Annotated in this window: 16 protein-coding genes and 1 pseudogene; 16 read left to right on the forward strand and 1 reads right to left on the reverse strand. The window is 65.4% G+C overall.

Annotation, left to right across the window (positions count from 1 at the left end; genetic code table 11):
- The first annotated feature begins 15 nt into the window (after positions 1-15).
- From CKW18_RS21875 to CKW18_RS21945, 15 genes and pseudogenes are all read left to right on the forward strand, one after another.
- Positions 16-5,472 carry a non-ribosomal peptide synthetase gene (locus tag CKW18_RS21875; protein WP_095190709.1) on the forward strand — a complete coding sequence of 1,819 codons (5,457 nt, stop codon included), beginning with the start codon at positions 16-18 and terminating at the stop codon, positions 5,470-5,472.
- Positions 5,469-7,202 (forward strand): ABC transporter ATP-binding protein, encoded by a 1,734-nt coding sequence (locus tag CKW18_RS21880; RefSeq protein WP_095190710.1) that lies wholly within the window; start codon positions 5,469-5,471, stop codon positions 7,200-7,202. The genes CKW18_RS21875 and CKW18_RS21880 overlap by 4 nt, the downstream gene beginning before the upstream one ends.
- Complete coding sequence (locus CKW18_RS21885; protein WP_095190711.1) at positions 7,199-8,944, forward strand: ABC transporter ATP-binding protein; 1,746 nt, start codon at positions 7,199-7,201, stop codon at positions 8,942-8,944. The genes CKW18_RS21880 and CKW18_RS21885 overlap by 4 nt, the downstream gene beginning before the upstream one ends.
- On the forward strand, positions 8,938-10,041 hold the full coding sequence (locus tag CKW18_RS21890) for a saccharopine dehydrogenase NADP-binding domain-containing protein (RefSeq protein ID WP_095190712.1): 1,104 nt from the start codon (positions 8,938-8,940) through the stop codon (positions 10,039-10,041). Before CKW18_RS21885 ends, CKW18_RS21890 begins: the two co-directional genes overlap by 7 nt.
- Entirely contained in the window at positions 10,038-11,072 is a 1,035-nt protein-coding gene (locus CKW18_RS21895) for a class I SAM-dependent methyltransferase (protein WP_095190713.1), read from the forward strand. The genes CKW18_RS21890 and CKW18_RS21895 overlap by 4 nt, the downstream gene beginning before the upstream one ends.
- The gene (locus CKW18_RS21900; RefSeq protein ID WP_095190714.1) at positions 11,069-12,739 is read left to right on the forward strand and encodes a class I SAM-dependent methyltransferase; all 1,671 of its coding nucleotides are present in this window, start codon (positions 11,069-11,071) and stop codon (positions 12,737-12,739) included. Before CKW18_RS21895 ends, CKW18_RS21900 begins: the two co-directional genes overlap by 4 nt.
- The gene (locus tag CKW18_RS21905; RefSeq protein WP_095190715.1) at positions 12,736-13,914 is read left to right on the forward strand and encodes a cytochrome P450; all 1,179 of its coding nucleotides are present in this window, start codon (positions 12,736-12,738) and stop codon (positions 13,912-13,914) included. The genes CKW18_RS21900 and CKW18_RS21905 overlap by 4 nt, the downstream gene beginning before the upstream one ends.
- Positions 13,911-15,056 (forward strand): Gfo/Idh/MocA family oxidoreductase, encoded by a 1,146-nt coding sequence (locus CKW18_RS21910; RefSeq protein ID WP_095190716.1) that lies wholly within the window; start codon positions 13,911-13,913, stop codon positions 15,054-15,056. Before CKW18_RS21905 ends, CKW18_RS21910 begins: the two co-directional genes overlap by 4 nt.
- Entirely contained in the window at positions 15,053-15,772 is a 720-nt protein-coding gene (locus tag CKW18_RS21915; RefSeq protein ID WP_095190717.1) for a VOC family protein, read from the forward strand. Before CKW18_RS21910 ends, CKW18_RS21915 begins: the two co-directional genes overlap by 4 nt.
- Positions 15,765-17,363 (forward strand): (2,3-dihydroxybenzoyl)adenylate synthase, encoded by a 1,599-nt coding sequence (locus CKW18_RS21920; RefSeq protein ID WP_095190718.1) that lies wholly within the window; start codon positions 15,765-15,767, stop codon positions 17,361-17,363. Before CKW18_RS21915 ends, CKW18_RS21920 begins: the two co-directional genes overlap by 8 nt.
- A complete protein-coding gene (locus CKW18_RS21925; RefSeq protein ID WP_095190719.1) occupies positions 17,360-18,118 on the forward strand; it encodes a thioesterase II family protein in 759 nt (252 codons plus the stop codon). The genes CKW18_RS21920 and CKW18_RS21925 overlap by 4 nt, the downstream gene beginning before the upstream one ends.
- Entirely contained in the window at positions 18,115-18,423 is a 309-nt protein-coding gene (locus CKW18_RS21930; protein WP_095190720.1) for an isochorismate lyase, read from the forward strand. Before CKW18_RS21925 ends, CKW18_RS21930 begins: the two co-directional genes overlap by 4 nt.
- A complete protein-coding gene (locus tag CKW18_RS21935; RefSeq protein WP_095190721.1) occupies positions 18,420-19,793 on the forward strand; it encodes an isochorismate synthase in 1,374 nt (457 codons plus the stop codon). Before CKW18_RS21930 ends, CKW18_RS21935 begins: the two co-directional genes overlap by 4 nt.
- Before the next feature lie 186 nt (positions 19,794-19,979).
- The gene (locus tag CKW18_RS21940) at positions 19,980-20,312 is read left to right on the forward strand and encodes an RAQPRD family integrative conjugative element protein (protein WP_095190722.1); all 333 of its coding nucleotides are present in this window, start codon (positions 19,980-19,982) and stop codon (positions 20,310-20,312) included.
- Positions 20,309-20,545 (forward strand): annotated as a pseudogene (locus CKW18_RS21945) (TIGR03758 family integrating conjugative element protein); the annotation flags it as partial. The gene CKW18_RS21940 and the pseudogene CKW18_RS21945, both read left to right, overlap by 4 nt.
- Here the strand turns inward: CKW18_RS21945 and CKW18_RS21950 are convergent.
- On the reverse strand, positions 20,535-21,497 hold the full coding sequence (locus CKW18_RS21950; protein WP_095190736.1) for a DMT family transporter: 963 nt from the start codon (positions 21,495-21,497) through the stop codon (positions 20,535-20,537). The pseudogene CKW18_RS21945 and the gene CKW18_RS21950 sit on opposite strands and share 11 nt — an antisense overlap.
- 170 nt (positions 21,498-21,667) lie before the next feature.
- Here CKW18_RS21950 and CKW18_RS21955 point away from each other — a divergent pair, with 170 nt between their 5' ends.
- Positions 21,668-22,594 carry a hypothetical protein gene (locus CKW18_RS21955; protein ID WP_095190723.1) on the forward strand — a complete coding sequence of 309 codons (927 nt, stop codon included), beginning with the start codon at positions 21,668-21,670 and terminating at the stop codon, positions 22,592-22,594.
- Positions 22,595-22,627: the final 33 nt, after the last annotated feature.

A 22,627-nucleotide genomic window follows, 5' to 3' on the forward strand; every position in this document is an offset into this window, starting at 1 on the left:
CCAGGAGCTGTCCCCATGCCCGCCGCCAAACTGCTAAGCGAACTCAAGTCCCTGGGCGTCGAACTCTGGCCCCAGGATGGCCAACTGAAATTCCGCGCGCCCCAGGGCCTGCTCGACACCGAACGCCTGGCGCAACTGCGCGAACACAAGCAACAGATCCTGCATCTGCTGGAGACACAGGAACGCCCGCTCGTGCAGGCCGATCCGGCGCAGCACCACACGCCCTTCCCCCTCACCGATGTGCAGAATGCCTACCTGCTGGGCCGCCAATCGTCCTTCGGCTACGGCAATGTCGCCTGCCATGGCTACCTGGAACTGGGCTGGCCAACCCTGGACCCGCAGCGGGTGGAACAGGCCTGGAACCGCCTGATCGCCCGCCACGACATGCTGCGCGCGGTGATCGCCAGCGAAGGTTCGCAGCGTGTGCTGCCCGACGTCGCCCACTATCCTCTGGCCATCGCCGATCTGCGTGGCACCACCCGCGAGCAGCACCAGCACGCGGTGCAACAGATTCGCCAAGCCATGGAGCAGAAGCTCTACCCCACCGAGGTCTGGCCGCTGTTCGAACTGCGTATGAGCCGCAGCGACAACGGCGACACGCTGCACTTTTCCATGGACTCCCTGATTGCCGACTGGGCCAGCGCGCAGCTGCTGTTCAATGAGCTGGAGCTGTTGCTGCAGGGTCCCCAGGCAGCCTTGCCTGCCCTGGACATCACCTTCCGCGACTATCTAATGGCCGAGCGCAGTTTGCTCGAAGGCAGCCGCCACCAACGTGACCGTGACTACTGGCTGGCCCGCATCGACGCATTGCCCGCCGCCCCACAACTGCCGACGCCCCTGAGCGGCGAAGACACCCGCGTGCCCCGTTTTCAACGGCACTCGGCGCAGCTTGAGTCGCAGCCATGGGCAGCCCTGAAAAGCGCTGCCAGCGAACGCGGCCTTACTCCATCCATCGTGGTGCTGGCGGCCTACGTCGCCACGTTACAACGCTGGAGCCAGCAGCCCGCCTTCAGCCTCAACCTGACATTGCTCAACCGCCTGCCACTGCACCCGCAGGTGGATCGCCTGGTGGGCGACTTCACCTCGGTCAGCCTGTTACAGGTCAACGATCCCGAAGGGCTGGACTTCACCGCCCAGGCACGCCAGTTGGGCAGCCAATTGTTTGCCGACCTGGAGCACCGGTTGTTCTCCGGCATCCAGGTCATGCGCGAAATCGGTCGCCGTCGTGGGCGTGAAGCAGCGGCCATGCCGGTGGTCTTCACCAGCGCCATCGGCCTGGGGATCGAGGCACCACCGGCCAGTCAACGCCGGGTTGACCACGGCATCACCCAGACGCCGCAGGTCACCCTCGATTGCCAGGTGATGGATGACGCCAACGGCCTGCACATCCATTGGGACGTGCGCCAAGGCGTATTCCCCGACGGCCTGGTGAACGATATGCAACAGGCTTTTGTCGCCGAGTTGCAGTTGCTCGCCCTCGATCCGGCCGCCTGGGAACATCCGGTGCACGTGCCGCTGCCGGCCTGGCAACAGCGTGAACGCCTGGCGGCGAATGCCACCGCCGCCCCGTTGCCCACCGGTCGCCTGCACGACGGCCTGCTGGCCATGGCTTGGGAACAACCTCACGCACTGGCGGTGATCGATGCCAGCGGCAGCCTGACCTACGCCGCCCTTGCCGAACGTGCACTGGCCGTGGCCGCCACCCTGCGTGAGGTCGGATGCGACGCGCAGGAACCCGTGGCGATCCTGATGCCCAAGGGTCTCGATCAAGTGGTGGCGGCCTACGGCGTGTTGCTCGCCGGCGCGGCCTATCTGCCCCTGGACAGCAACGCTCCGGCCGCACGCCGCGACCGCGTCCTGCTAAGCGCCAAGGTGCGGCATGTGCTGGGGCATTCCCTGGCGCAGCCGAACACGCCGTTGCCCGAGACATTGCAATGGCACGCCGTAGACCGGTTGCCCTCGGCGGGCGCGGATTTCGAGCTGGTCGAAGGCAGCCCCGATGACCTCGCCTACGTGATCTACACCTCCGGTTCCACCGGCGAACCCAAGGGTGTGATGATCAGCCATCGCGCCGCGCTCAATACCGTGCAAGACATCAACCGACGCTTCGACGTCAACGCCGATGACCGCGTACTGGGCCTGGCGCAGTTGAGCTTCGACCTGTCGGTGTATGACCTGTTCGGGCCCCTCGCGGTGGGCGCAACCCTGGTGCTGCCCGACCCGGCACGTGGCGCCGACCCGTCGCATTGGGCCGAACTGGTACAGCGTCATCAGGTCACGCTGTGGAACTCAGTGCCGGCACAACTGCACATGCTCGCCGACTACCTGCACGCCGAACCCCGGCCACTGGACAGCCTGCGCCTGGCCTTGCTGTCCGGTGACTGGATCCCGCTGAACCTGCCACCGCAACTCCAGGCGTTGTTGCCCGACCTGAAACTGGTGGGCCTGGGCGGCGCCACCGAAGCCTCTATCTGGTCGAACCTGCACCCCATCGGCGCCATCGACCCGGCGTGGCGCAGCATTCCCTACGGCCTGCCGCTGGCCAACCAGGGCTTTCGGGTACTCGACAGCCACTGGCGTGATGCGCCGACCTGGGTGCCGGGCGACCTGTACATCACCGGTGTCGGCCTGGCCCAGGGCTACCTGGGCGATCCGGCATTGAGCGACGCACGCTTCTTTGCTCACCCGCTCGACGGCCAGCGCCTGTACCGCACCGGTGACCGTGGCCGCTATTTGCCGGGGGGAGAGCTGGAATTCCTGGGTCGTGAAGACGGCCAGGTGAAAATTCGCGGCCATCGGGTGGAACTCGGTGAGATCGAGGCCGCACTGCTCGCCACCCCTGGCGTGGGCACTGCGGTGAGCCTGGTCAGTGGCGACCTGTTGGCGTTCGTCACCGCCGCACGCGCCGAACCCGAGCCGCTGCCAGGCGCGCCGTTGCTCACGGCGGTCAAACGTTATGCCGACAGCCAGGTGGGCAGTTTCGATGCGCAACAGGTGCGCGAGTACCAGGCTGACCTGAGTGCCGCCGCATTGAGTTCGATGCTGGAGGTGTTGCTCAAGGCCGGACTGTTCAGCGGCGAACGGGCCGAACCGGACGCCGCCACAATCCTGCACGCCTTGCAGGCCGAGCCGCGTCACCATTGGCTGGTACGCCGCTGGTTGGGCGCGCTGTGCGAGGCTGGTCTGCTGCACTACACCCACTCGCACTACCGCCTCGCGCAACCCGCGCCCAACCCGGCGCTGGCGTGGGGCCGGGTGGAACAAGCGGTCGCCTCGGGGCTGTGCAGCCAGGCGCTGCTCGACTACCAGCTCAACCATGTGTGGCAACTGCCGCAACTGCTCAAGGGCGAGGTCAACCCGTTCGATTTGCTGTTCCCCCAAGGCCAACTGGACTTGGCCTTGCAGCTGTACGGCGGGGATGCCGTGTCGCGCTACAACAACCACAGCATCGCGGCGCTGATCAACCGCCTGGCCACCCACCATCAAGGCGACGGTCCGCTGCGCATCCTCGAAATCGGCGCCGGTACTGGCGCCACCAGCGCGCCGGTCATCGGCTTGCTCGATGGGCTGGAAGTCGACTACCTGTTTACCGACATGACCGCGCTTTTCCTGCCGGCGGCCAAGCAACGCTTTGCTGAACAGGCCTGGGTACGCTATGGCGTATTGGACATCGACCAGGACATCCGCCCTCAGGGTTTGGCCAGCAACAGCGTGGATATCGTGCTGTGTGCGGGCATGCTCAACAGCGTCAAGGACATCGACAATGCCCTCGGCCAGATCACCGGGTTGCTCAGCCCTGGCGGCTGGCTGGTGTTCAGCGAACCGACCGGCGAATGGCCGCCGATCCTGCTGACACAGGGCTTCATGATGACACCGGCCAATGGCGACCACGACCAGGGCCGAAGCGGCCTGCGCGACGCCGATATCTGGCAGGCGCGGGTCAAGGCCTTCGGTGGCGAATGCCTGCCTGCCCTGCCCCAGGCCGATCATCCGCTGGCCGCCCTCGGCATGCAGGTATTCGCCGCGCGCTTCAAGGCCGGCGTGCAGCGCCTGAGTGTCGACAGCCTGCGCCGCGCCCTGGCCGAACGCCTGCCGGACTACATGTTGCCAGCGCACCTGCAGGTACTCGACCGCTTGCCGCTGACCGCCAACGGCAAGGTCGACCGCAAGACCTTGGCCGGCTGGCGCCCTGCCGCCGATGCCCAGGCCTCCAGCAGCCAGGAAGCGCCGAGCGATCCGCTCAGCGCCGAGTTGTGCCGCGTATGGGCCGACGCCCTGGGGCTGGCGCAGATCGGCGTCGAGGACAGCTTCTATGAAAAAGGCGCCGACTCGCTGATCCTCGCCCGCGTCGCTGGCCAACTGCGTGAGCAACTGCCCCAGGCCCAAAGCCTGAGCTACGACACCTTGCTGCGCCAGATGCTCAACGAGCCGAATGTCGCCGCCCTCGCGCGCCTGCTCAATCAGGGCGAAGCCACGCCGCGCGCGATTGCCGCCAGCGATGAAGCGCAACGCTCGTCCAGCAGCAACGCGCTGGTGGTGCCATTTGGCGGGGGTGACGTCGGCCCGGTCCGGGTGATGTTCCACGCCGCCCTCGGCACCCTGGATTATTTCCAGCACCTGGGCCGCGCCCTTGCCGACCAACAGGCCGGTCCGGTGATTGGCTTTGCCGTGGCTGACACCGAACAGTACCTGGCGCTGGAGCCCAAACGCCTGATCGAGAGCGTGGCCGAGGACTACGCCGAACGCTTGATCGCCGACGGCCATCAACGTTTCCAGCTGATCGGCTACTGCCTCGGCGGGCTGCTGGCCACTGAGGTTGCCCGACGCTTGCTCGAACGCGGCATGGAAGTGGTCAACCTGAGCCTGATCGACAGCATCCCGATGTTCATCGACACCGACGAAGAGCTGGCCTACGAGGCGATCTTCGTGCCCAACCTGAACCTGGACCCGGTGAAAACCGTGTTCGGTGCGCACATCGAAGACTACGACGTGTACCGCGCCATCGACTTGTTGATGGCCCGCGACAACCGCTGCGTGCCTGCCGGGGCCATGGCGGCGTTGAGCGGCGATCCGGGGCTGGACGCGCTGGCGCTGGCGGTCCAACAGCAATCGGCGCGCAGCCAGCAGGAGCGCCTGGCCGAATACGCACGCCTGGCCTCGGGCCAGGCCGGGGTGCCGATCGGCCCCGAACTGGTACCGACGCTGTTTCGAGTGTGCCGCCATAGCATGCGGGCGGCGCGGTTCGACCCGCCGCCGTTCCTCGGCAACATGACCTACCTGCGCTGCCTGGAGCAGCAGTCGTTCGGCATCACCGGCGGCGTCGGGCACTTGGCCGCACCGTTCTGGGAAGACGCCTGCCTGGGCCGCTTCGAGCTGATCGACGTGCCCGGCAATCACTTCAGCGTGATCGAACCGCCCCACGTCCACACCGTTACTGCGCACCTGCTTGAGGCCCTTCGGAAAAACTCATGACCACTGCCTTGGATACTCTGAAACGCCCGGTCAATCGCCTCATCCGTATTGGTGTGGTGTTCGCCGCCCTCGGCGCATTGGTCAATCTGGTGCCCTTTATCGGCCTCACCGAACTGGGCCGCTTGCTGTTGGCCGGCAGCGCCGACAGCAAGATCCTATGGCTGTGGGCCGCGCTGGTGGTGATCGCCCTGAGTGTGGGGTGGATGGCCAGTGGCGTGGCGCTGTGGTTGACCCATGTGGCTGACCACCGGCTGCAATCAAGTTTGCGCGAAGCCATGGTGCGCAAGCTCGGGCGCGTGCCGTTGGGCTGGTACACCGACACCACCTCCGGCGCCGTGCGCAAGGTGGTGCAGGACGACCTCGAAGACCTGCACCACCTGGTCGCCCACCACGCGATGGAACTCACGGCGGCCATCGTCACGCCGTTGGCGGGCCTGCTGTGGCTGGCGACGCTGAACTGGCGGCTGGCGCTGCTGGCGGTGCTGACACTGCCCATCTACGCGGTGGCCTACACGCTGATGATGCGCGGTTTTGGCGCCAAGATGCAGTTGCTGGACAAGAGCATGACCCGGGTCAGCGCGGCAATTGTCGAGTTCGTGCACGGCATTGCCGTGGTCAAGGCGTTCGGCCAGGTCGGCCAGGCGCACCGTAGCTATCAGCAGGCGGTCAACCAGTTCAGCGAGCAGTACGCCGGCTGGGTCAAGCCGCTGCTGCGCCTGGAAGCCTTTTCCTCGATGGCCTTGAGTGTGCCAGTGATCCTGCTGGTGAGCCTGGGGGTAGGAAGCCTGTTGCTGGCGCACGGTTGGATAACACCGCTGGAGCTGTTCGCCGAAACCCTGGTGGCGGTGGTCATTCCGCAGGCGCTGCTGGTGATCAACCAGAGCCTCACGGCCCAGCGTACGGCCCTGGCGGCAGCGGATCGCATCGAAGCGCTGCTGGACGTTGAGCAATTGCCTTCGCCAAAGGCCTGCGTCCAACCCCAGGGTAGCGACATCCGCTTTGAACAGGTGCAGTTCGGCTACGACGCCGAGCACCTGATCCTCAAGGGCGTCGACCTGCACTGCCCGGCCGGCAGCGTGACCGCATTGGTCGGCGCATCCGGTGCCGGCAAGTCGACCCTGGCCAAGCTGGTGCCGCGCTTTCATGACGTCAACGCCGGCCGTATCTGCGTGGGCGGCGCCGATGTGCGCGAGATCGACCCGCGCCAGTTGTATCAACACGTGGGCTTCGTGTTGCAGGACGCCCAACTGGTGCACGGCACGGTCGCCGACAACCTGCGCCTGGGCCGCCCGGATGCCAGCGATGCAAAGGTCGAGGCGGCAGCGCGCTCCGCGCAGATCCATACGCGTATCCAAGCCCTGCCCCGGGGTTATCAATCGGTGATCGGCGAAGATGCGATCTTCTCCGGTGGCGAGGCGCAGCGCGTGTCCATCGCCCGCACGCTGCTGGCCGACACGCCAGTGCTGATCCTCGATGAAGCCACCTCCCACGCCGATCCCGAGTCCGAAGCACTGATCCAGGATGCACTGTCTGCCTTGGCACGTGGCCGCACGGTGCTGGTGATTGCCCATCGTCTGTCGAGCATCAGTGGCGTCGACCAGATCGTCGTTCTCGACCAGGGCCGCGTGCTGGAAAGCGGCCGCCATGAACACCTGCTGAATGCCAACGGCGCCTATGCCCGACTGTGGCGAGCCGGCGCCGAAACCCCTGCCGTGGAGATGTCCCTGTGATTCGCAGCCTTGTGACCTTACTGGGCCCGGCCCATGCCCCGCGCCTCTACCGTTACCTGGCGTGGCTGGTGACCAGCGCCGTGCTGCAAGGCCTGGCCGTGGCGCTGTTGGTGCCGATCCTGCACGCGTTGTTCGCCGGCGACCTGCCCACGGCCACCGCCTGGCTGGCGGGCCTGGCGGCCATGGTGGTGCTGACCTGCATCGCCCACTACCAGCAGGCCATGAAGGGCTTTGCCCTGGCCTTGCTGGTGCTGACGACCTTGCATGATCGCCTCGGCCAGCATCTGGTCAGCCTGCCGTTGGGCTGGTTCAACTCGGAAAAGGTCGGGCGTCTCTCGCGCAGCGCTACCAGCGGTACGTTGATGGTCACCGGTTTGTTTGCCCATTACCTGGGGCCGGTGGTGTCCGGGGTGGTGGTGCCGGCCACCGTGGCGCTGACGCTGTTCGTGTTCGACTGGCGCCTGGGCCTGACGGCTGTGTTGTGTGCGCCGCTGATCTACTTCACCCATCACTGGTCGGCCGCCGCCATCGGCAGCAACGATGCGCGAGTGGAAGCCGCCGCGACACTGGCCGGCAACCGGGTGGTGGAGTTCGCCCGCAATCAGCAAGTGCTGCGCGCGTTTGGCCGCACCCAGGACGGCTACGCGCCGTTACAGGCGGCCAATCAGGCGCAAAAGCTGGCGGGTGGCTCGATGCTGTCGCAGACCTTTCCCAAGCTGCTCGCTGGTGGTTTGACCGTGCAGCTGGCCTTTGCGCTACTGGTCGGCGTGGGCATTGCACTGGCGGCTCATGGCGAAATCGATGCGATCCAGTTGGTGGCCCTGCTCGCCCTGGCAGCACGATTCGTGGGGCCATTGGCCGAAGCCGCAGCACGCAGCGGCCTGTTGCGCATGGCCGGCAACGACCTGGATCAATTGGTGAGTATCCTGCGTGAGCCGCCGTTGCCCGAACCCGCCGTCAGCCTGCCCCTGTCAGCACCCGGCAGCCTGGCCTTCGAACACGTGAGCTTCGCCTACCCGAGTGGCCCGACGGTGTTGCGCGACCTGACCTTCAGCGCCCCGGCGCATTCGATGACCGCGATTGTCGGCGCGTCGGGCTCGGGCAAGACCACCGTCACCCGCCTGTTGATGCGTTTTTTCGACACCACGGCGGGTAGCGTCAAGGTCGGCGGCGTGGACGTGCGCGAGCTGTCCAACGCGGCGCTGATGGCGCAGTTGTCGCTGGTGATGCAGGACGTGTACCTGTTCGACGACAGCCTGGAAGCGAATATCCGCGTCGGTAGCCCGGACGCCAGTGCCCGCGAAGTCGCCGAAGCGGCACGGCTGGCCGGTGTCGATGAAATCGTCGCCCGCCTGCCGCAGGGCTGGAACACACCGGTGGGCGAAGGTGGCGCATCGTTGTCCGGCGGTGAGCGCCAGCGCGTGTCCCTGGCGCGCGCCTTGCTCAAGCGTGCGCCTATCGTGCTGCTGGACGAAGCCACCGCCGCGCTCGACCCGCACAACGAAGCCTTCGTACAGGCCGCGATTCAACGCCTGATGCAACACTCGACCGTGCTGGTGATCGCCCATCGTTTGCCGACCATCATGGCCGCTGACCAGATTCTGGTCCTGGACGAAGGTCGCCTGGTGGAATCAGGCACCCACGCACACCTGCTCAGCCTCAACGGGCGTTACGCCGGGTTCTGGCATGACCGTCAGCGCGCGGGTGGCTGGCGCCTGAATGTGCAGGCCCAGCCATGCTGATCGGGGTGCTGGGCGGCAGTGGCGACGTCGGCCTGACCAGCGCACAGGCCTTGTTAAGCCTGGGCCTGCAGGACCTGCGCCTGGGCGGGCGTGACGCGCACAACGGCGCGCGCTGCCTGGCGCTGCTCCAGCAAGAATGGCCCGAAGCACGCCTGCAATGGACGGCCGTGGACTTCAACGACACGCCGGCCCTGACCAGGTTCGCCCGTGGCTGCGACGTGCTACTCAACTGCGCCGGCCCCTCCTGGCGCGTGGCGGACCGTGTCGCGCAGGCCGCCTTGAACGCTGATGCGCATTACGTCGATGCCGCGGGCGATATCCAACTCGACCCGGTTTTATGGCGCGGGCGCAGCGCGGTGCTTGGTGCGGGCCTGCAGCCGGGCCTTACCGGCCTGCTGCCACGCTGGCTCGCGATGCAGGGGTTCACACACGTGCAGGGGCTGAGCAGCTATTTTGGCCTGCGTGACCGCTTCACGGCGGTCGCCGCCGATGACTTCCTGCAAGGGGCGGTAGACGGCTCCAGCGAGCCCTTGGCGGCCTGGCACAACGGCCGTTGCAGCCGCGCACTGCGACGCAGGCGCGACGTGCTGCTGCCGTGTTTCCCCGGGCCGGTGCATGTGCTGCCCTACTTGAACCGGGAAGGCGAACGCTTGGCCAGGGACCTGCGCCTGGAAACAGGCCAGTGGTTCAACGTGATGACCGACGGCCATGTACTCAAGGCCCTCGACCAGGCGCACAGCCTGCCGCGTGCCGAAGCGGTGCAGCGCTTATGCACCGCCAGCCAGTTGGACCTCAGTGGCCAGCCACCCTTTGTCACGTTGTTGCTGCAACTCGATGGCCTCTGCGACGGCCAAGCCTGCACCCGCAGCCTGGTCGTCAGCGGCACAGGCAACGCGCCTCTGACCGGCGCCATGGCGGCAGTCACGGTGATGAGTGTGCTCAAAGGCGAAATCCGCCCAGGCTGCCATGACGCCGCTTACGCGTTGCCGCCCGCCGCCAGCCTTGAGCGCCTGCAACGCACTCAGGCGATCCGCGCACTGACCCTGCTGGACCACCCACTCGCACACCTGCAACACGCCGAAGAAGGTTGCCTATGAATACCGCCCTTAACGCACTGGAACAACTGAGCCTGGGTGTCATGGCCGACGTGCTCCTGCGTACCCAGGCCTTACCGATGCAGGTCTGGCGAACCGCCGCACAGCTTAACCAAGCGCTGGGCACCGCACCGCGCCACGCCTGGATCGTGCGGCGCTGGTTCGCGGCGTTGTCGCGTACCGAAGCCGTGCAGGTAGACGGCGAGCGGTTGGCCTGGAATGGCACGCCGCCTCAAGCCGCCCTCGGCGATTTGCCAGGGTTGTATGCCGAGCTGGGTTTCCCGTCGAGCATGGCGCAACTCCATGCCCAGGTCATCGAGTGCCTGCCCGAGTTGCTGCGCGACCGCATCGCCCTGGCGCCGTTGTTGGTGCTCGCCGGGGATCCGGTGGCGGTACTCGGTGCGTACCAGCACAACCACTTCACTGCCGCGATCAACCAGACGCTCGCGGCCCGTGCGCGGGAAACCCGCGCCGCCGACGACGTGTTGCAGGTGCTGGAGCTCGGCGGCGGTGCGGGCTGTACCACGCGTGCCGTGCTGGCAGCATTGGAGGACCGTGAAAAAGCTTATCGCTTCACTGATATCAGCTCACTGTTCACCGGCGTGGCACGGCGCGAATTGCGCCTGGAGCCCGGTATGCAATTCGACCTGCTCGACCTGGACCGCGACTTCAGCGAGCAAGGCATCGCGCCCCGCAGCCAGGACCTGGTGATCGCCGGCAACGTGCTGCACAACGCCTGCGACCTGCCGCGCAGCCTGGCGCGAATCCGCGCCTGCCTGCGCGACGGCGGCACCTTGCTGTTCAGCGAATCCATCGCCGACAACCCGGCGATGCTGACCTTCATGCACCTGTTGCTCTCACCCCCAGCCGGCGCGCCGCTGCGGGTCATCGATGAGGTGTTCATGCCACCCGACGCCTGGCGCCAGGCCTTGTACGTCGCAGGCTTTGAGTTGCTCGACGTATGGCCCGCCGCGACCGACCCGCTGGCCGCCGCCGGACAACGCCTGTTCCATGCCACCGGAGTTTCCCGATGAACGTCGACACCCTGTTGATCGACCTGCCCACTGCGCCCTGGCAACTGCCTGCGTTTACCGACCTGGGCGTTCATCAGTTGGCGCCCGCGCGGCTGCTGGCCTTGCTTGAGCGCCAACGCCCCGCGGTGGTGATGATGAGCGCCGAACAGCTGGAGCGCCTGCTGGATTTCCCCGCACTGGCGTTGAGTGATCTGAGCCACCTGCAACAGGTGCTGTTCGTCAGCCACCGCACGGGTGACTGGCAGCTTGCGGAGCGTGCGGCGGCGCAACTCGATTGCCGCGTGCAAGGTTTCACGGAGCAATGGCACGACTTGGCCAGCGTAAAGCTGGCGCATCAACGCTGGCGTGAGCGCGCTTTGGGCCATCCTCAAGTCAATGCCGTTGTCCTGCACGGCCAGACGCTGTTCGTGGTGCCGCATCCTTGCCCGAGCAGGCCGGTGGACGATCACCTGGCCGCAACCGAGGCCGCCCTCGACCAAGCCTTTGAACCCGCGCAACTGGTGGAGGCGGTGCGACTCAATGACCGATTGGGTCACGCCGCGTTGCTCTCCATGCTCAATGGGCTTGAGCAGTGTGGGTTGCTGCCGGCACCGCTCAATGACGTGGCCCACAGCCTGGCACGGGCGGGTATTGCCCCTGGCCACCGGCCGTTGATTGCGCGCTGGCTGGATGTCCTGCAAGCCCAAGGCCTGTTGCGACGCGTCGCCGATCGGTTGCAACCCACCCTCGACGCGAATGCCTGGAGCGATATCGCCCTGGAAGGTATTTGGGCGCAGTTGAGCGTGGACTGGGCGCGCAATACCGGCGGCAACGGCACCCTCGACTATGCGCGGGAAAATGCGCGGCAGTTGCCGTTGTTGATGCGCGGTGAGTGTGCGGCGGTGCACCTGTTGTTTCCCGAAGGCCGCACCGAGCGAGCGGCGGCGCTGTACCGCGAGAGCCTCGCAGCGCAATACCAGCACCGCGCCGTCGCGCACTGGATCGGCGCCTGGGCCGCACGCCAGCCGGCCGGTGTGCTTCTGCGCGTGCTGGAAGTCGGCGCCGGCACCGGGTCCACCACCCAAGCGGTGTTGCCCGCCTTGGCGAATGCCAGCGTGGATTATCTGTGCACCGACGTGTCGCGCTACTTCAGCGAGCAAGCCGCCGAGCGGCTCAAGGACTGGCCATGGGTACGTCACGGCGTGTTCGATATCGACCGCCCGGCCCTGGCCCAGGGTTATCCCAGCCAGAGCTGGGACCTGATCGTTGCCGGGGGCGTGCTGAATGCCGCCCGCGACACCGAGCGGTCCCTGGCCACCCTGCTCGCCTTGCTCAAGCCGGGCGGCTGGCTGGTGTTCAGCGAACCGACCCAGGAGGAATTCTGGGTGATGGCCTCCCAGGCTTTCATGCTCAACCAGGCCAGCGACGAACGCCAGCTCAGCAGCGCCACCTTCCTCGACCTGTCGCAGTGGCAAAGCGCATTGGCGCGGGCCGGATTCCACGGCAACCGCAGCCTGCCCGCCGCCACACACCCGCTGGCGCGCCTGGGCCATCGCATATTCGTGGCCCAGGTCCCGGCCCAACGCCTGAGCCGCGCCGCACTGGCGGCCCATCTGGAAGACCCCGAACTGCAGCTTGAGCTGCTCGACCATTTGCCCGACCTCAGCACCGCCAAGGACTTGCCATGACCCCGCTGGCCTACCCGTTCAACCGCTTCACCGACCTCAAGCTGGCGCAACCCTATTGCCATGCCCAACAGGCACCGGGGCTGTTGCGCATCCAGATGCCCATCGGCGCCCCCGCCTGGCTCGCCACCCGCTATGACGATGTGCGCCTGGTGCTCGGTGACCGGCGCTTCAGCCGCAGCGAAGCGTTTCGCCGCGACGATAGCCCGCGTGCCTTCCCACGCATCGCCGGTGGCATCGTGATGATGGATCCGCCGCAACTCACGCGAATCCGCTCGCGCGCCGCCCAGGCTTTCACCCGCCGCCGCGTCGAAGCCCTGCGTCCCCACGCCCGCGACTACGCCCATCAGTTGATCGACCGCATGCTCGCCGCCGGCCCGCCGGCCGATCTGGTCAACGACTACGCCTTGCCGTTGCCTCTGGCGCTGATCTGCGAGCTGCTGGGTGTGCCGGTGCAGGACCGTGACCGTTTCAAGGTGTGGAACGACTCCCTGCAGTCGACCCGCCCTGAAGACGCGGATCAGACCCAACTTCACCTGGGCGAGCTGGCCGCGTACATCAAAGACCTGGTGGCCGGACGTCGACGCGCGCCACGGGATGACTTCATGACTGCCCTGACCCAGGCCGACGAAAAAGGCGAGTCCCTCAACGAGGAGCAATTGCTGCTGTTGTGCATTGCGATCCTGGTCGCCGGTTACGAAGGCAGTGCCTCGCAGATCCCCAACTTTATCCAGGTGCTGTTGGACAACCCCGCGCAGTGGCAACAGCTCAAGGCCGATCCCGAGCAGATACCGCAGGCGGTCGAAGAGCTGCTGCGCTACATCCCGCTGGCCTCGGCGGCGATGTTTGTGCACTACGCGCTGGAAGACATTCAGGTCGGTGAAACCCTGGTGCGCCAGGGCGACGCGGTGCTCGCCTCGATCGGCGCCGCCAACCATGACCCGGCCCGCTTTGAAAACCCACAGGCGCTGGACCTGCAACGGGATGCCAGCGGCCATTTCGGCTTTGGCCACGGCCTGCATCACTGCATCGGCTCAGCCCTGGCGCGGGTCGAATTGCAGGAGGCGCTGCACGCCCTGGTGGTGCGCCTGCCCAGCCTGCAGCGCTGTGGCGACGTGCAATGGAAAACCTCGACGTTCTTTCGCGGCGCCCACTGCCTGCCGGTGACCTGGTCATGAACCGCCCCATTGCACGCAAACGCGTGATCGTCGCCGGCACTGCGTTTGGCCGTATCTACCTGCAAGCCCTGGCACGCGCCCAGGCCGACTATGAACTGGTGGGCATCCTGTCACGCGGCAATGCCTACTCGCGCGCCTGCGCCGCGCACTATGGCGTACCGTTGTACGAGGCGGTGGAGCAAGTGCCGGATGACGTCGACATTGCCTGCGTGGTAGTGCGCTCCGGCGCCACAGGCGGCGCCGGCAGCGAGCTGGCCCAGCAGCTGCTGCGACGCGGCATCCACGTGCTGCAGGAACACCCGGTGCACCACCGCGAAATCGCGGCGTGCATGCAGGCCGCTCGTCAAGGCCAGGCAGCCTACGCGGTGAACACGCTGTACCCGAACATCCTTGCGATCCGGCGTTTTCTCGCCGTGGCCGAGTATCTGCGCGAACAGCAAGGGCTGGCGTACATAGACGCGGCCTGCAACAGCCAGGTGGCCTACCCGCTGCTGGACATTCTCGGGCGCCTGGCCGGTGGCTTGCGGCCCTGGGTGTTCGCAGCGCCGGCCGCCGGGGTCGGAACGCAGCCTTTCACGCGGCTCAACGCGAGCTTCAACGGGGTGCCAATCAGCCTGCGCATCCAGAACCAGGTGCACCCCCAGGACCCGGACAACCACTCCTTCCTGTTGCATCGCCTCGAAGTGGGCTGCGAAGCCGGCGTGCTGAGCCTGGGCGACACCCATGGCCCGGTGCTGTGGAACCCGCGCCTGCATGCCCCACGGGACAACACCGACCGCCTGATCATGGCCGGCACCGGCAGCGAACGCCTTGCCGGGCCGACGATGGTGGTGCTCGACCCGCAGCTCCCCGCGAGCTACCACCAGGTGTTCAACCAGCTCTGGCCCGACGCGGTCAGCCTTGCGCTGGGTGAACTGTGCCGCGATATCGACGACCCCGCACGCCGCCTGCGCAGCGGTGTGTGGGCGACCGAGGTGTCCATGGCCTGGCGCGAAATGAACGGCCTGATCGGCATGCCTGAACTGATCGAGCCACCGGTGCCGCGTGCGCTGCCACTGGCCGAACTCCACGCGTGTGCCGACGCCGTGCGACCCCCTTGCGGTGACGACACCGCCCAACTGCTGGGAGCCCTGCCGTTTTGAACACTGCTCAACCCTCTTCCGCCTGCAGCCATGTGCTGCTGTGGGTGCGTGACTTGCACCAGGCCGTGGCGAATTTTCGCGCCGCCGGCTTCGAGGTCACTTACGCCACCGCCGAAGCCAGCGCGCAACACGCGCACATCTGGTTCAGCCAAGGGCCGATCATCGAACTGTTGACCACGCCGCGTCATGCCTGGCTGTTCAAGTGGCCCATCGACTGCCTGGCCGGCCGGGGGGCCGGGCGACGCATGTTGCGTTGGGCCGCGCAGGGCGAAGGTTTCTGCGACCTGGCCCTGCTGTGCGAAGACCCGGCCCTGGCGCCACGCCTCAAGGGCCTGGCGGCTTGCGGCGTCAGCATGGGACGTACGGTGAACTGGCGGCGCACCTGCGCCGATGGCAGCCAGACGCGCTTTCGTTTCGTGTACCCGCGCCATGATCGCTTGCCCTTCCTGGTCACGCCCTACTCACCGTCCCAGCACCCGGCGTACAGGGTCCACCCCAATGGCGCTACCGGGTTGGCCGCGATTCACTTGGGCGTACACCCCGACGATCACGCCACCCTTCACCTGCTGGCTGGCGATGATCCGCTGCTGCGCCTGCAACCGGCCAGGCACACCGGCGTACAGGCGGTGCAAGTCACCGGCCTTGCGCACCCGCTGAATCTGCACGGTGCCCAGTTGCTGGGCTGCCCGACTGCCCAAGGAGATTGCCATGCTTGATGGATGCACTGACTGGCCCGACGACTTTATCCGCCGCTACCGCGAGCAAGGCTACTGGCGCGGCGCGCCCTTGGGCGAACTGCTGCGCGAGCAGGCCCGGCGCACGCCAAACAAGGAGGCGCTGGTAGACGGCTCGCGGCGCTGGAGCTACGCCGAGCTCGACCAGCAGGCCGACCGCCTGGCCGCCGGCCTGGCCGAGCGCGGGCTGGTGGCGGGCCAGCGGGTGCTGGTGCAGTTGCCGAATATCGCCGAGTTCTTCAGCCTGACCTTCGCCCTGCTGCGCCTGGGCGTGATCCCGGTGTTTGCGCTACCGGCCCACCGCGAACATGAACTGGCGCACCTGGCGCACCTCAGCCAGGCAGTGGCCTACGTGATGGTTGATCAGCACCTGGGCTTCGACTATCGCCCGTTGGCGCGCACGCTGCGCGAGCAAGTGCCGAGCCTGCAACAGGTATGGGTGGTCGGTGCCGCCGAGGAATTCGTGCCGCTGGCGCAGTGCGTGGCCGGCCCGCGTGAATGGCCTGCGCCGGATTCGCGGGAGGTGGCGGTGCTGCTGTTGTCCGGCGGCACCACTGGCCTGCCCAAACTGATCCCGCGCACCCATGACGACTACGCGTGCAATGCGCGCCTGGCCGCCCAGGCGTGTGGGTTCGATGCCGATACCCGATACCTCGCCGCACTGCCGGTGGCGCACAACTTCCCCCTCGCCTCTCCCGGTGCTTTGGGCGTGTTCAGTGTCGGCGCCACCCTGGTGCTGGCCCCGGAACCGAGCCCGGACACCGCCTTTGAGCTGATCGAACGCGAACGCATCACCCACACCGCCCTGATCCCACCGCTGGTGTTGCTGTGGCTGGAAGTCGCGCAATGGTCCGATAGCGACCTAAGCAGCCTGCAATGCCTGCAGGTCGGCGGCGCCCGGCTCAAGGCCGAGATCGCCGCACGCATCCGTCCGGTCTTGGGCTGCGGCCTGCAACAGGTGTACGGCATGGCCGAGGGTTTGCTGTGCTTCACGCCATTGGATGATCCGCAGGCGCGGGTGTTCGACACCCAGGGGCTGCCGCTGACCGCCGACGACGAGATCCGCATCGTCGACGCCGATGACCAACCGGTCGCCCCTGGTGCCGTCGGTGAATTGCTGGTGCGTGGCCCCTACACCATTCGCGGCTATTACAACGCCGCCGAGCAGAACCAGCGCGCGTTTACCGCCGACGGTTTTTACCGCAGCGGCGACCTGGTGCGGCGCCTGCCTGAAGGGCATTTGATTGTCGAGGGTCGCAGCAAGGATGTGATCAATCGCGGGGGCGAGAAAATCCCCGTGGAAGAGATCGAGAACCTGCTGCTCGGCCATCCGTTGATTCGCGATGTGGCGCTGGTGGCGCTGGCCGACGAGTTGCTCGGGGAGCGCAGTTGCGCCTGTGTGCTGGCCCACGGCGAGCGACTCGACCTGGCCTCGATCAACGCCTGGCTGCGCGAACGTGGGCTGGCCGCCTACAAGTTGCCGGATCGTTTGCAGGTGCTGCGCGAATTCCCATTGACGCGCCTGGGCAAGGTCAACCGCAAGGCCTTGGCGGAACAGGTGTTGGCGCTATGAGCGGCGCGGCATCACCGTGGCTGCGTGTGCTGCGAGAAAGCCACCAGGCACGGGCACGCCTGGTATGCCTGGCCCATGCCGGGGGCAGCGCGAGTTTTTTCCGTCCGTGGCTGGCGCACCTGCCGGGGGATATCGACCTGCTGGCCGTGCAATCTCCGGGACGTGAAGAGCGTTTCAACGAAACGCATATCCCCTGCCTGGACAGGCTCGCCGAACACATTGCCGCAGCACTGCAAAAGTTGCCCGCCCGGCCCTTGCTGCTGTTCGGTCACAGCATGGGCGCCGCCCTCGCCTACGCCGTGGGAGTGCGCCTGCAAGCGGCGGGCTCTGGCGCCGCCCATGTGTTCGTCTCGGGTCACGCGCCTCCACACCGGCAACCAGACAGTGACCTGCACCGCCAGGACGACGCCGCGCTGATCGCCGATATCCTGCGCCAGGACGCCGACGCCGCCGGCCTGTGGGCCAATCCCCAACTGCGTGCGTTGTTCCTGCCAACCCTGCGCAGCGACTACCAGGCCATCGAAACCTGGCGCCCACAGCAGCTTACCCGCTTGTCGGCGCCACTCGACGTGCTGCTGGCCCGCGATGACGCCGAAGTCAGCCTTGAGCAGGCCCGTGCCTGGGCCGACCTCAGCGACCACACCCCGGATATCCGCCTGTTCGACGGCGACCACTTTTACCTCAAGCATCAGCCGCGACCGGTGATCCATCACCTGTTGCAACGCACTGCCTACCTACAGGGAGACTCGGTATGAAAACCCCGGAACACTGCACTGGCCTTTCGGACATTCGTGAAGCCATCAACAGCCTCGACCAGCAGATAATCGAGGCCCTCGGCCTGCGCATGCAGTACGTCAAGGCCGCCTCCGCGTTCAAGCCCGACCAGGCCAGCATCGCCGCCCCGGAACGCGTCGCGGCGATGTTGCCGCAGCGCCGGCAATGGGCGCAGGAGGCTGGGTTGGACGGTGAGTTTATTGAGGGATTGTTCAACCAAATCATCCACTGGTACATCGCAGAGCAGACCGCCTTCTGGCTGCAGAAAAAGAGCAAGGTGATATGAACGTAGACGCGTTGCTCAAGCTGTTCCAGACCGCGCACCAACGTGCGGTGGCGTATCAACGGCCAGTCATCGCCGTTTCTTCACACCCCGCGCCAGCGCTGGAGGCCCTTGCCCTTTACGAAGCCCACCGGCAGGGTTTCTTCTGGCGCGCGCACTCGCCAGACCTGACACTGTTTGGCCTGGGCTGCGCCTGGCAGATCGAGGCCAGCGGCCCTCGGCGCATGCTCGACGTCGACCGCCAATGGTTCGCCCTGTGCGCCGACGCGGTGATCGACGGACCCAAGGCACCACTGCTGCTGGGCGGCATGCGCTTCGATGAACAGCGGCCATGCGCGCCACATTGGGCCGCCTTCGCTGACGCCAGTTTTCAACTGGCCCATTGGTTGCTCAGCGAGGATGCCAACGGCCGCTGGCTGCGTTGCCAGCGTGTGGTCGAACCCGACAGCGATCCGGCCACACTGGCACGCGAAAGCCTGGCCGCCTATGAGCAACTGCTCAACCCTCCCGCCTCGGCGACCGCTGCGCCCGACGTCATCGAACGCAACGCGCTGCCTTCGCACCAATGGCAGGCAAAGGTCGATACGGCGTTGCAGGCCATTAGGCGCTGCGATTTGAACAAAGTGGTGTTGGCGCGGCATATCGAGTACCAGCTGGACGCGGCCCTCGACAGTGGTGCAGTGATGCAGCGGCTGCACGCACGACGCAACGCGTCCCATCTGTTCGCGCTGCACCGTGGCGAGCATTGCTTCATGGGGGCCACCCCCGAACGACTGCTCAGTTGCCAGGAGGGTCGCCTGACCACCCACGCCCTGGCCGGCAGTGCGCGACGTGGCATCACCGCCGACGAGGATCACGCCATCGGTGAACGGTTACTGGCCGATCCCAAGGAACAATATGAACACCAACTGGTGGTGCAGACCATCACCCAGGCCTTGAACGGCAAGGTCAGCGACCTCCAGGCCGCGTCATGCCCCGGCCTGCTGAAACTAGCCACCGTGCAGCACCTGAGCACGCCGATCGCAGCGCAACTCAACCCCGACAAGCGTTTGCTGGATGGTATCCAGGCGCTGCACCCCACGCCGGCGGTCGGTGGTTTGCCAAGAGCGACAGCCATGAGCTTCATCCGTCGCCACGAAGGCTTTGACCGCGGCTGGTATGCGGCACCCGTGGGTTGGCTGGACTCAAAGGGCAATGGAGATTTCCTGGTAGCCCTGCGTTCAGCGCTGATCACCCCTCAACACTGTCATTTGTTCGCAGGGTGCGGGATTGTTCACGGCTCTTGGCCTGCCGATGAGTATGAGGAAACTCAAATCAAGCTTGCCAGCATGGAACATGCTTTACTGCTCTTCCCACGCCGATCAAAAACGTAGGAACGAAGTTTAGCTACAACTGAACGATGCCCCATTCGATAACTACGCAAATCTTTGTGGAGCACCTGTCTAACTTGAGTGAATTTTCTCCTACGTCCTAAAAGCGACTGAACATACTTCAGTTTTTTTACTGAATGAGTAATCTGCTCACTTGATGCTGTCTCCAGACTCACACGGGACAGCATCATGCCAATTAAAAATATCCGCAGTTTGTTGCTACTTCCAATAGCATTGGCCTACAGCAGCTATGCCGCATCTGCCCATGAGCAGGATCAGCTCAGTCTAGTCCAGCGGCAACTCGACATTGTCGAACGCGTTGCAATGCAAGCTGAGGCAGCCAGCACTACTGAACCCGACGATCGCTATCGCTTCGACTATCCCCGCCTGTCTCAGGACATCCAACGCATCCGTCACGGTGTGCAGGGTTACCTGTCCCCTTCCCGCGCTCAACCCTGCGATCCCACTGAATTGGTCGGCGATTACTGCCTCGACGCCCTGCCCGTGGAGCCGTCGCCATGAGCATGACTGACGCTCAGACCGCTGCCTTCCAAAACGCCTCCGGCTTCGCACCGCAGAGCAGCTCGACGCTCTGGCTATCCCTAGTTCTGGTTCTGGCTTTGCTTTGGTGCGCTTGGGTGACGTGGACGACTTACCGGGGTTGGGCCACCGGCAGTGTGCGCTTCGGCGCGCTTGGCGGAAGTACCGCACGCGTGCTGCTTACCTTGTTGGTCCTGATGTTCTTCACCCTGTCCTACCGTCCCACGCAAAGTCATGCTCGTGCTGATGATGTTCGTCATGTGCATGACGATGGTCGTGCTCAAGCGGTTCATGTTGATGCTCGTGGGCATGGTTCTCCATCAGGTGAATCCACACACCGAAGGCCATCAGCGCAGCAGCGAGCAGGAACATCAGCGATACCGATTCCCCCAGCACCATGATCGAGATCACCGCGCCCAGAAAAGGCGCTGTGGAAAAGTAAGCCCCGGTGCGAGCGCTACCGAGCCCGCGAAGGGCGAGAACGAACAGCACCAGGCTGACGCCGTAGCCGAGTAATCCCACCAGCATGATTGAGACCAACGGGCCCGGCGCTGGCAGTTGCGTACCGATACCCCATGCGAGGGCGCAATTGACCACACCGGCCGCCAACCCCTTGCTGCCGGCGATAAACAGCGCGTCCGAGGCCGAGACTTTACGGGTCAGGTTGTTGTCGATCGCCCAACACAGGCAGGCGAAAGCCACCGCCAACGGCCCTGTCCAGTCATGAGCCGTCGCGGTGTCTTGCGGCCACGCCAGCACCACACCGCCCAATACAATCGCGATCATGCCGATCACAATTCGGCGATCGGCGTTTTCCTTGAACACCACCCACGCCAGCACCGCCGTCAGCACCGATTCCAGATTAAGCATCAACGAGGCCGTTGCCCCCGTCGTTCGCGTCAGACCGAACATCAAGGCGGTCGGCGCCAGTACACCGCCAAAGACGATGGCACCGATCAGCCACGGCCACTCTTTTGCCGCAAACCCTGACCGTCGCCAACCCTGATCGCGAACAACACGAACAACGGCCAGCCCCAGACCGCTTCCCAGGTAGAGCAGCCCGGCCAACAGAACAGGATTGGTCTGCACGCCCAGAAGTTTGGCGAGTGGCGTGCTGGCACCGAACAATGCCGCAGCCGCCAACGCATAAAGAACATTCAATTTCATTGTGGAGTCGCCCTGCCAGATCCAATGCTCGTGCATGAACAGCATAGCTTTGCCCGCGTGAGCGTTATGTGAACGACTGAGTGTGCGACTCTGCCAACATCATTGATTGGACGCCTGCGCCGCCTCGGATCTATGCTTCGGGCAATCAGACAACTATCCGCAGGACGCTCATGAACATCTGGCTCGGCGCCGCACTGGCAACCCTCGTTTCACTCTCTGCTCACGCAGCCACTACCGACGTCCCGCCGAGAATCCAGCAGGTCGTCTACAAAAGCGGCTATGGCAGCGTGCAGTTCAAACAGTCGATCAAGGGCTATAAGACCGCGGAGTACAAGCTCGACGCCAAGGCCGGGCAGATGCTGACGGTGGACTTCAAACCCTCCAACACCTCGGCCTATTTCAACATCACCGCCAAAGGTGCTGATTACGCGCTGTTCAACGGCTCGATCATGGGTAATCGCTTCCTCGGCTCGATACCCGCCGATGGCGAGTACACGGTGCAGGTCTATCTCATGCGCAATGCAGCACGGCGCAGTGAAGTGGCCAACTACGACATCACCTTGATCCTTTCCAGCGCCGACACTGTGGACAACAGCCAGCCCTTCGAGCAGAACCTTACGCTGCAGGGCATCGACTTTCATGTGCAAGCCGATCAGGTTGATGGCAAACCCGCTCTGCGCATTGAGCCCAAAGGGCTGGAAATCGATAACTCGGCGATCATCCGTCCGCTCACCGGCAACATCGTCCGCGCCGAAGTCGCCGACCTCAATAACGATGGCTCACCGGAAATCTACGTCTCTACCCGCTCCCCCGGTCGCGGCCTGCCGGGCGAGTTGATCGCCTACTCGGCCAACCACAAAAAATCCCTGAGCGAAATCTACCTGCCAGCCGTCAGCGACAACCCGAAGACGGCCGAGGGTTATCAGGGTGAGGATGCGTTTTCAGTGGTGGAAAACAAGCTGGTGCAGCGGTTTCCGGTGTATGACAGCGCGGATGCCAACGCAGGCCGGACGGGAAAGATGCGGCAGATTGAATACAAGCTGATGGCGGGGGAAGCGGGATGGGTCTTGCGCGAGGATAAAGTCTCGGAGCAGTGAAAACCGCTCGGACGTGTTTAGCGGGCGGCTTTC

Source organism: Pseudomonas sp. Irchel 3E19 (assembly GCF_900187585.1).
Lineage (GTDB): Bacteria > Pseudomonadota > Gammaproteobacteria > Pseudomonadales > Pseudomonadaceae > Aquipseudomonas > Aquipseudomonas baetica.

Excerpts from the sequence above, each read along its gene's own strand:
- CKW18_RS21910 (WP_095190716.1), top strand. The coding sequence starts at position 13,911 with ATGAACCGCCCCATTGCACGCAAACGCGTGATCGTCGCCGGCACTGCG.
- CKW18_RS21930 (WP_095190720.1), top strand. The coding sequence starts at position 18,115 with ATGAAAACCCCGGAACACTGCACTGGCCTTTCGGACATTCGTGAAGCC.
- CKW18_RS21935 (WP_095190721.1), top strand. The coding sequence starts at position 18,420 with ATGAACGTAGACGCGTTGCTCAAGCTGTTCCAGACCGCGCACCAACGT.
- CKW18_RS21890 (WP_095190712.1), top strand. The coding sequence starts at position 8,938 with ATGCTGATCGGGGTGCTGGGCGGCAGTGGCGACGTCGGCCTGACCAGC.
- CKW18_RS21875 (WP_095190709.1), top strand. The coding sequence starts at position 16 with ATGCCCGCCGCCAAACTGCTAAGCGAACTCAAGTCCCTGGGCGTCGAA.
- CKW18_RS21950 (WP_095190736.1), bottom strand. The coding sequence starts at position 21,497 with ATGAAATTGAATGTTCTTTATGCGTTGGCGGCTGCGGCATTGTTCGGT.
- CKW18_RS21920 (WP_095190718.1), top strand. The coding sequence starts at position 15,765 with ATGCTTGATGGATGCACTGACTGGCCCGACGACTTTATCCGCCGCTAC.
- CKW18_RS21940 (WP_095190722.1), top strand. The coding sequence starts at position 19,980 with ATGCCAATTAAAAATATCCGCAGTTTGTTGCTACTTCCAATAGCATTG.
- CKW18_RS21925 (WP_095190719.1), top strand. The coding sequence starts at position 17,360 with ATGAGCGGCGCGGCATCACCGTGGCTGCGTGTGCTGCGAGAAAGCCAC.
- CKW18_RS21895 (WP_095190713.1), top strand. The coding sequence starts at position 10,038 with ATGAATACCGCCCTTAACGCACTGGAACAACTGAGCCTGGGTGTCATG.
- CKW18_RS21900 (WP_095190714.1), top strand. The coding sequence starts at position 11,069 with ATGAACGTCGACACCCTGTTGATCGACCTGCCCACTGCGCCCTGGCAA.
- CKW18_RS21905 (WP_095190715.1), top strand. The coding sequence starts at position 12,736 with ATGACCCCGCTGGCCTACCCGTTCAACCGCTTCACCGACCTCAAGCTG.
- CKW18_RS21955 (WP_095190723.1), top strand. The coding sequence starts at position 21,668 with ATGAACATCTGGCTCGGCGCCGCACTGGCAACCCTCGTTTCACTCTCT.
- CKW18_RS21880 (WP_095190710.1), top strand. The coding sequence starts at position 5,469 with ATGACCACTGCCTTGGATACTCTGAAACGCCCGGTCAATCGCCTCATC.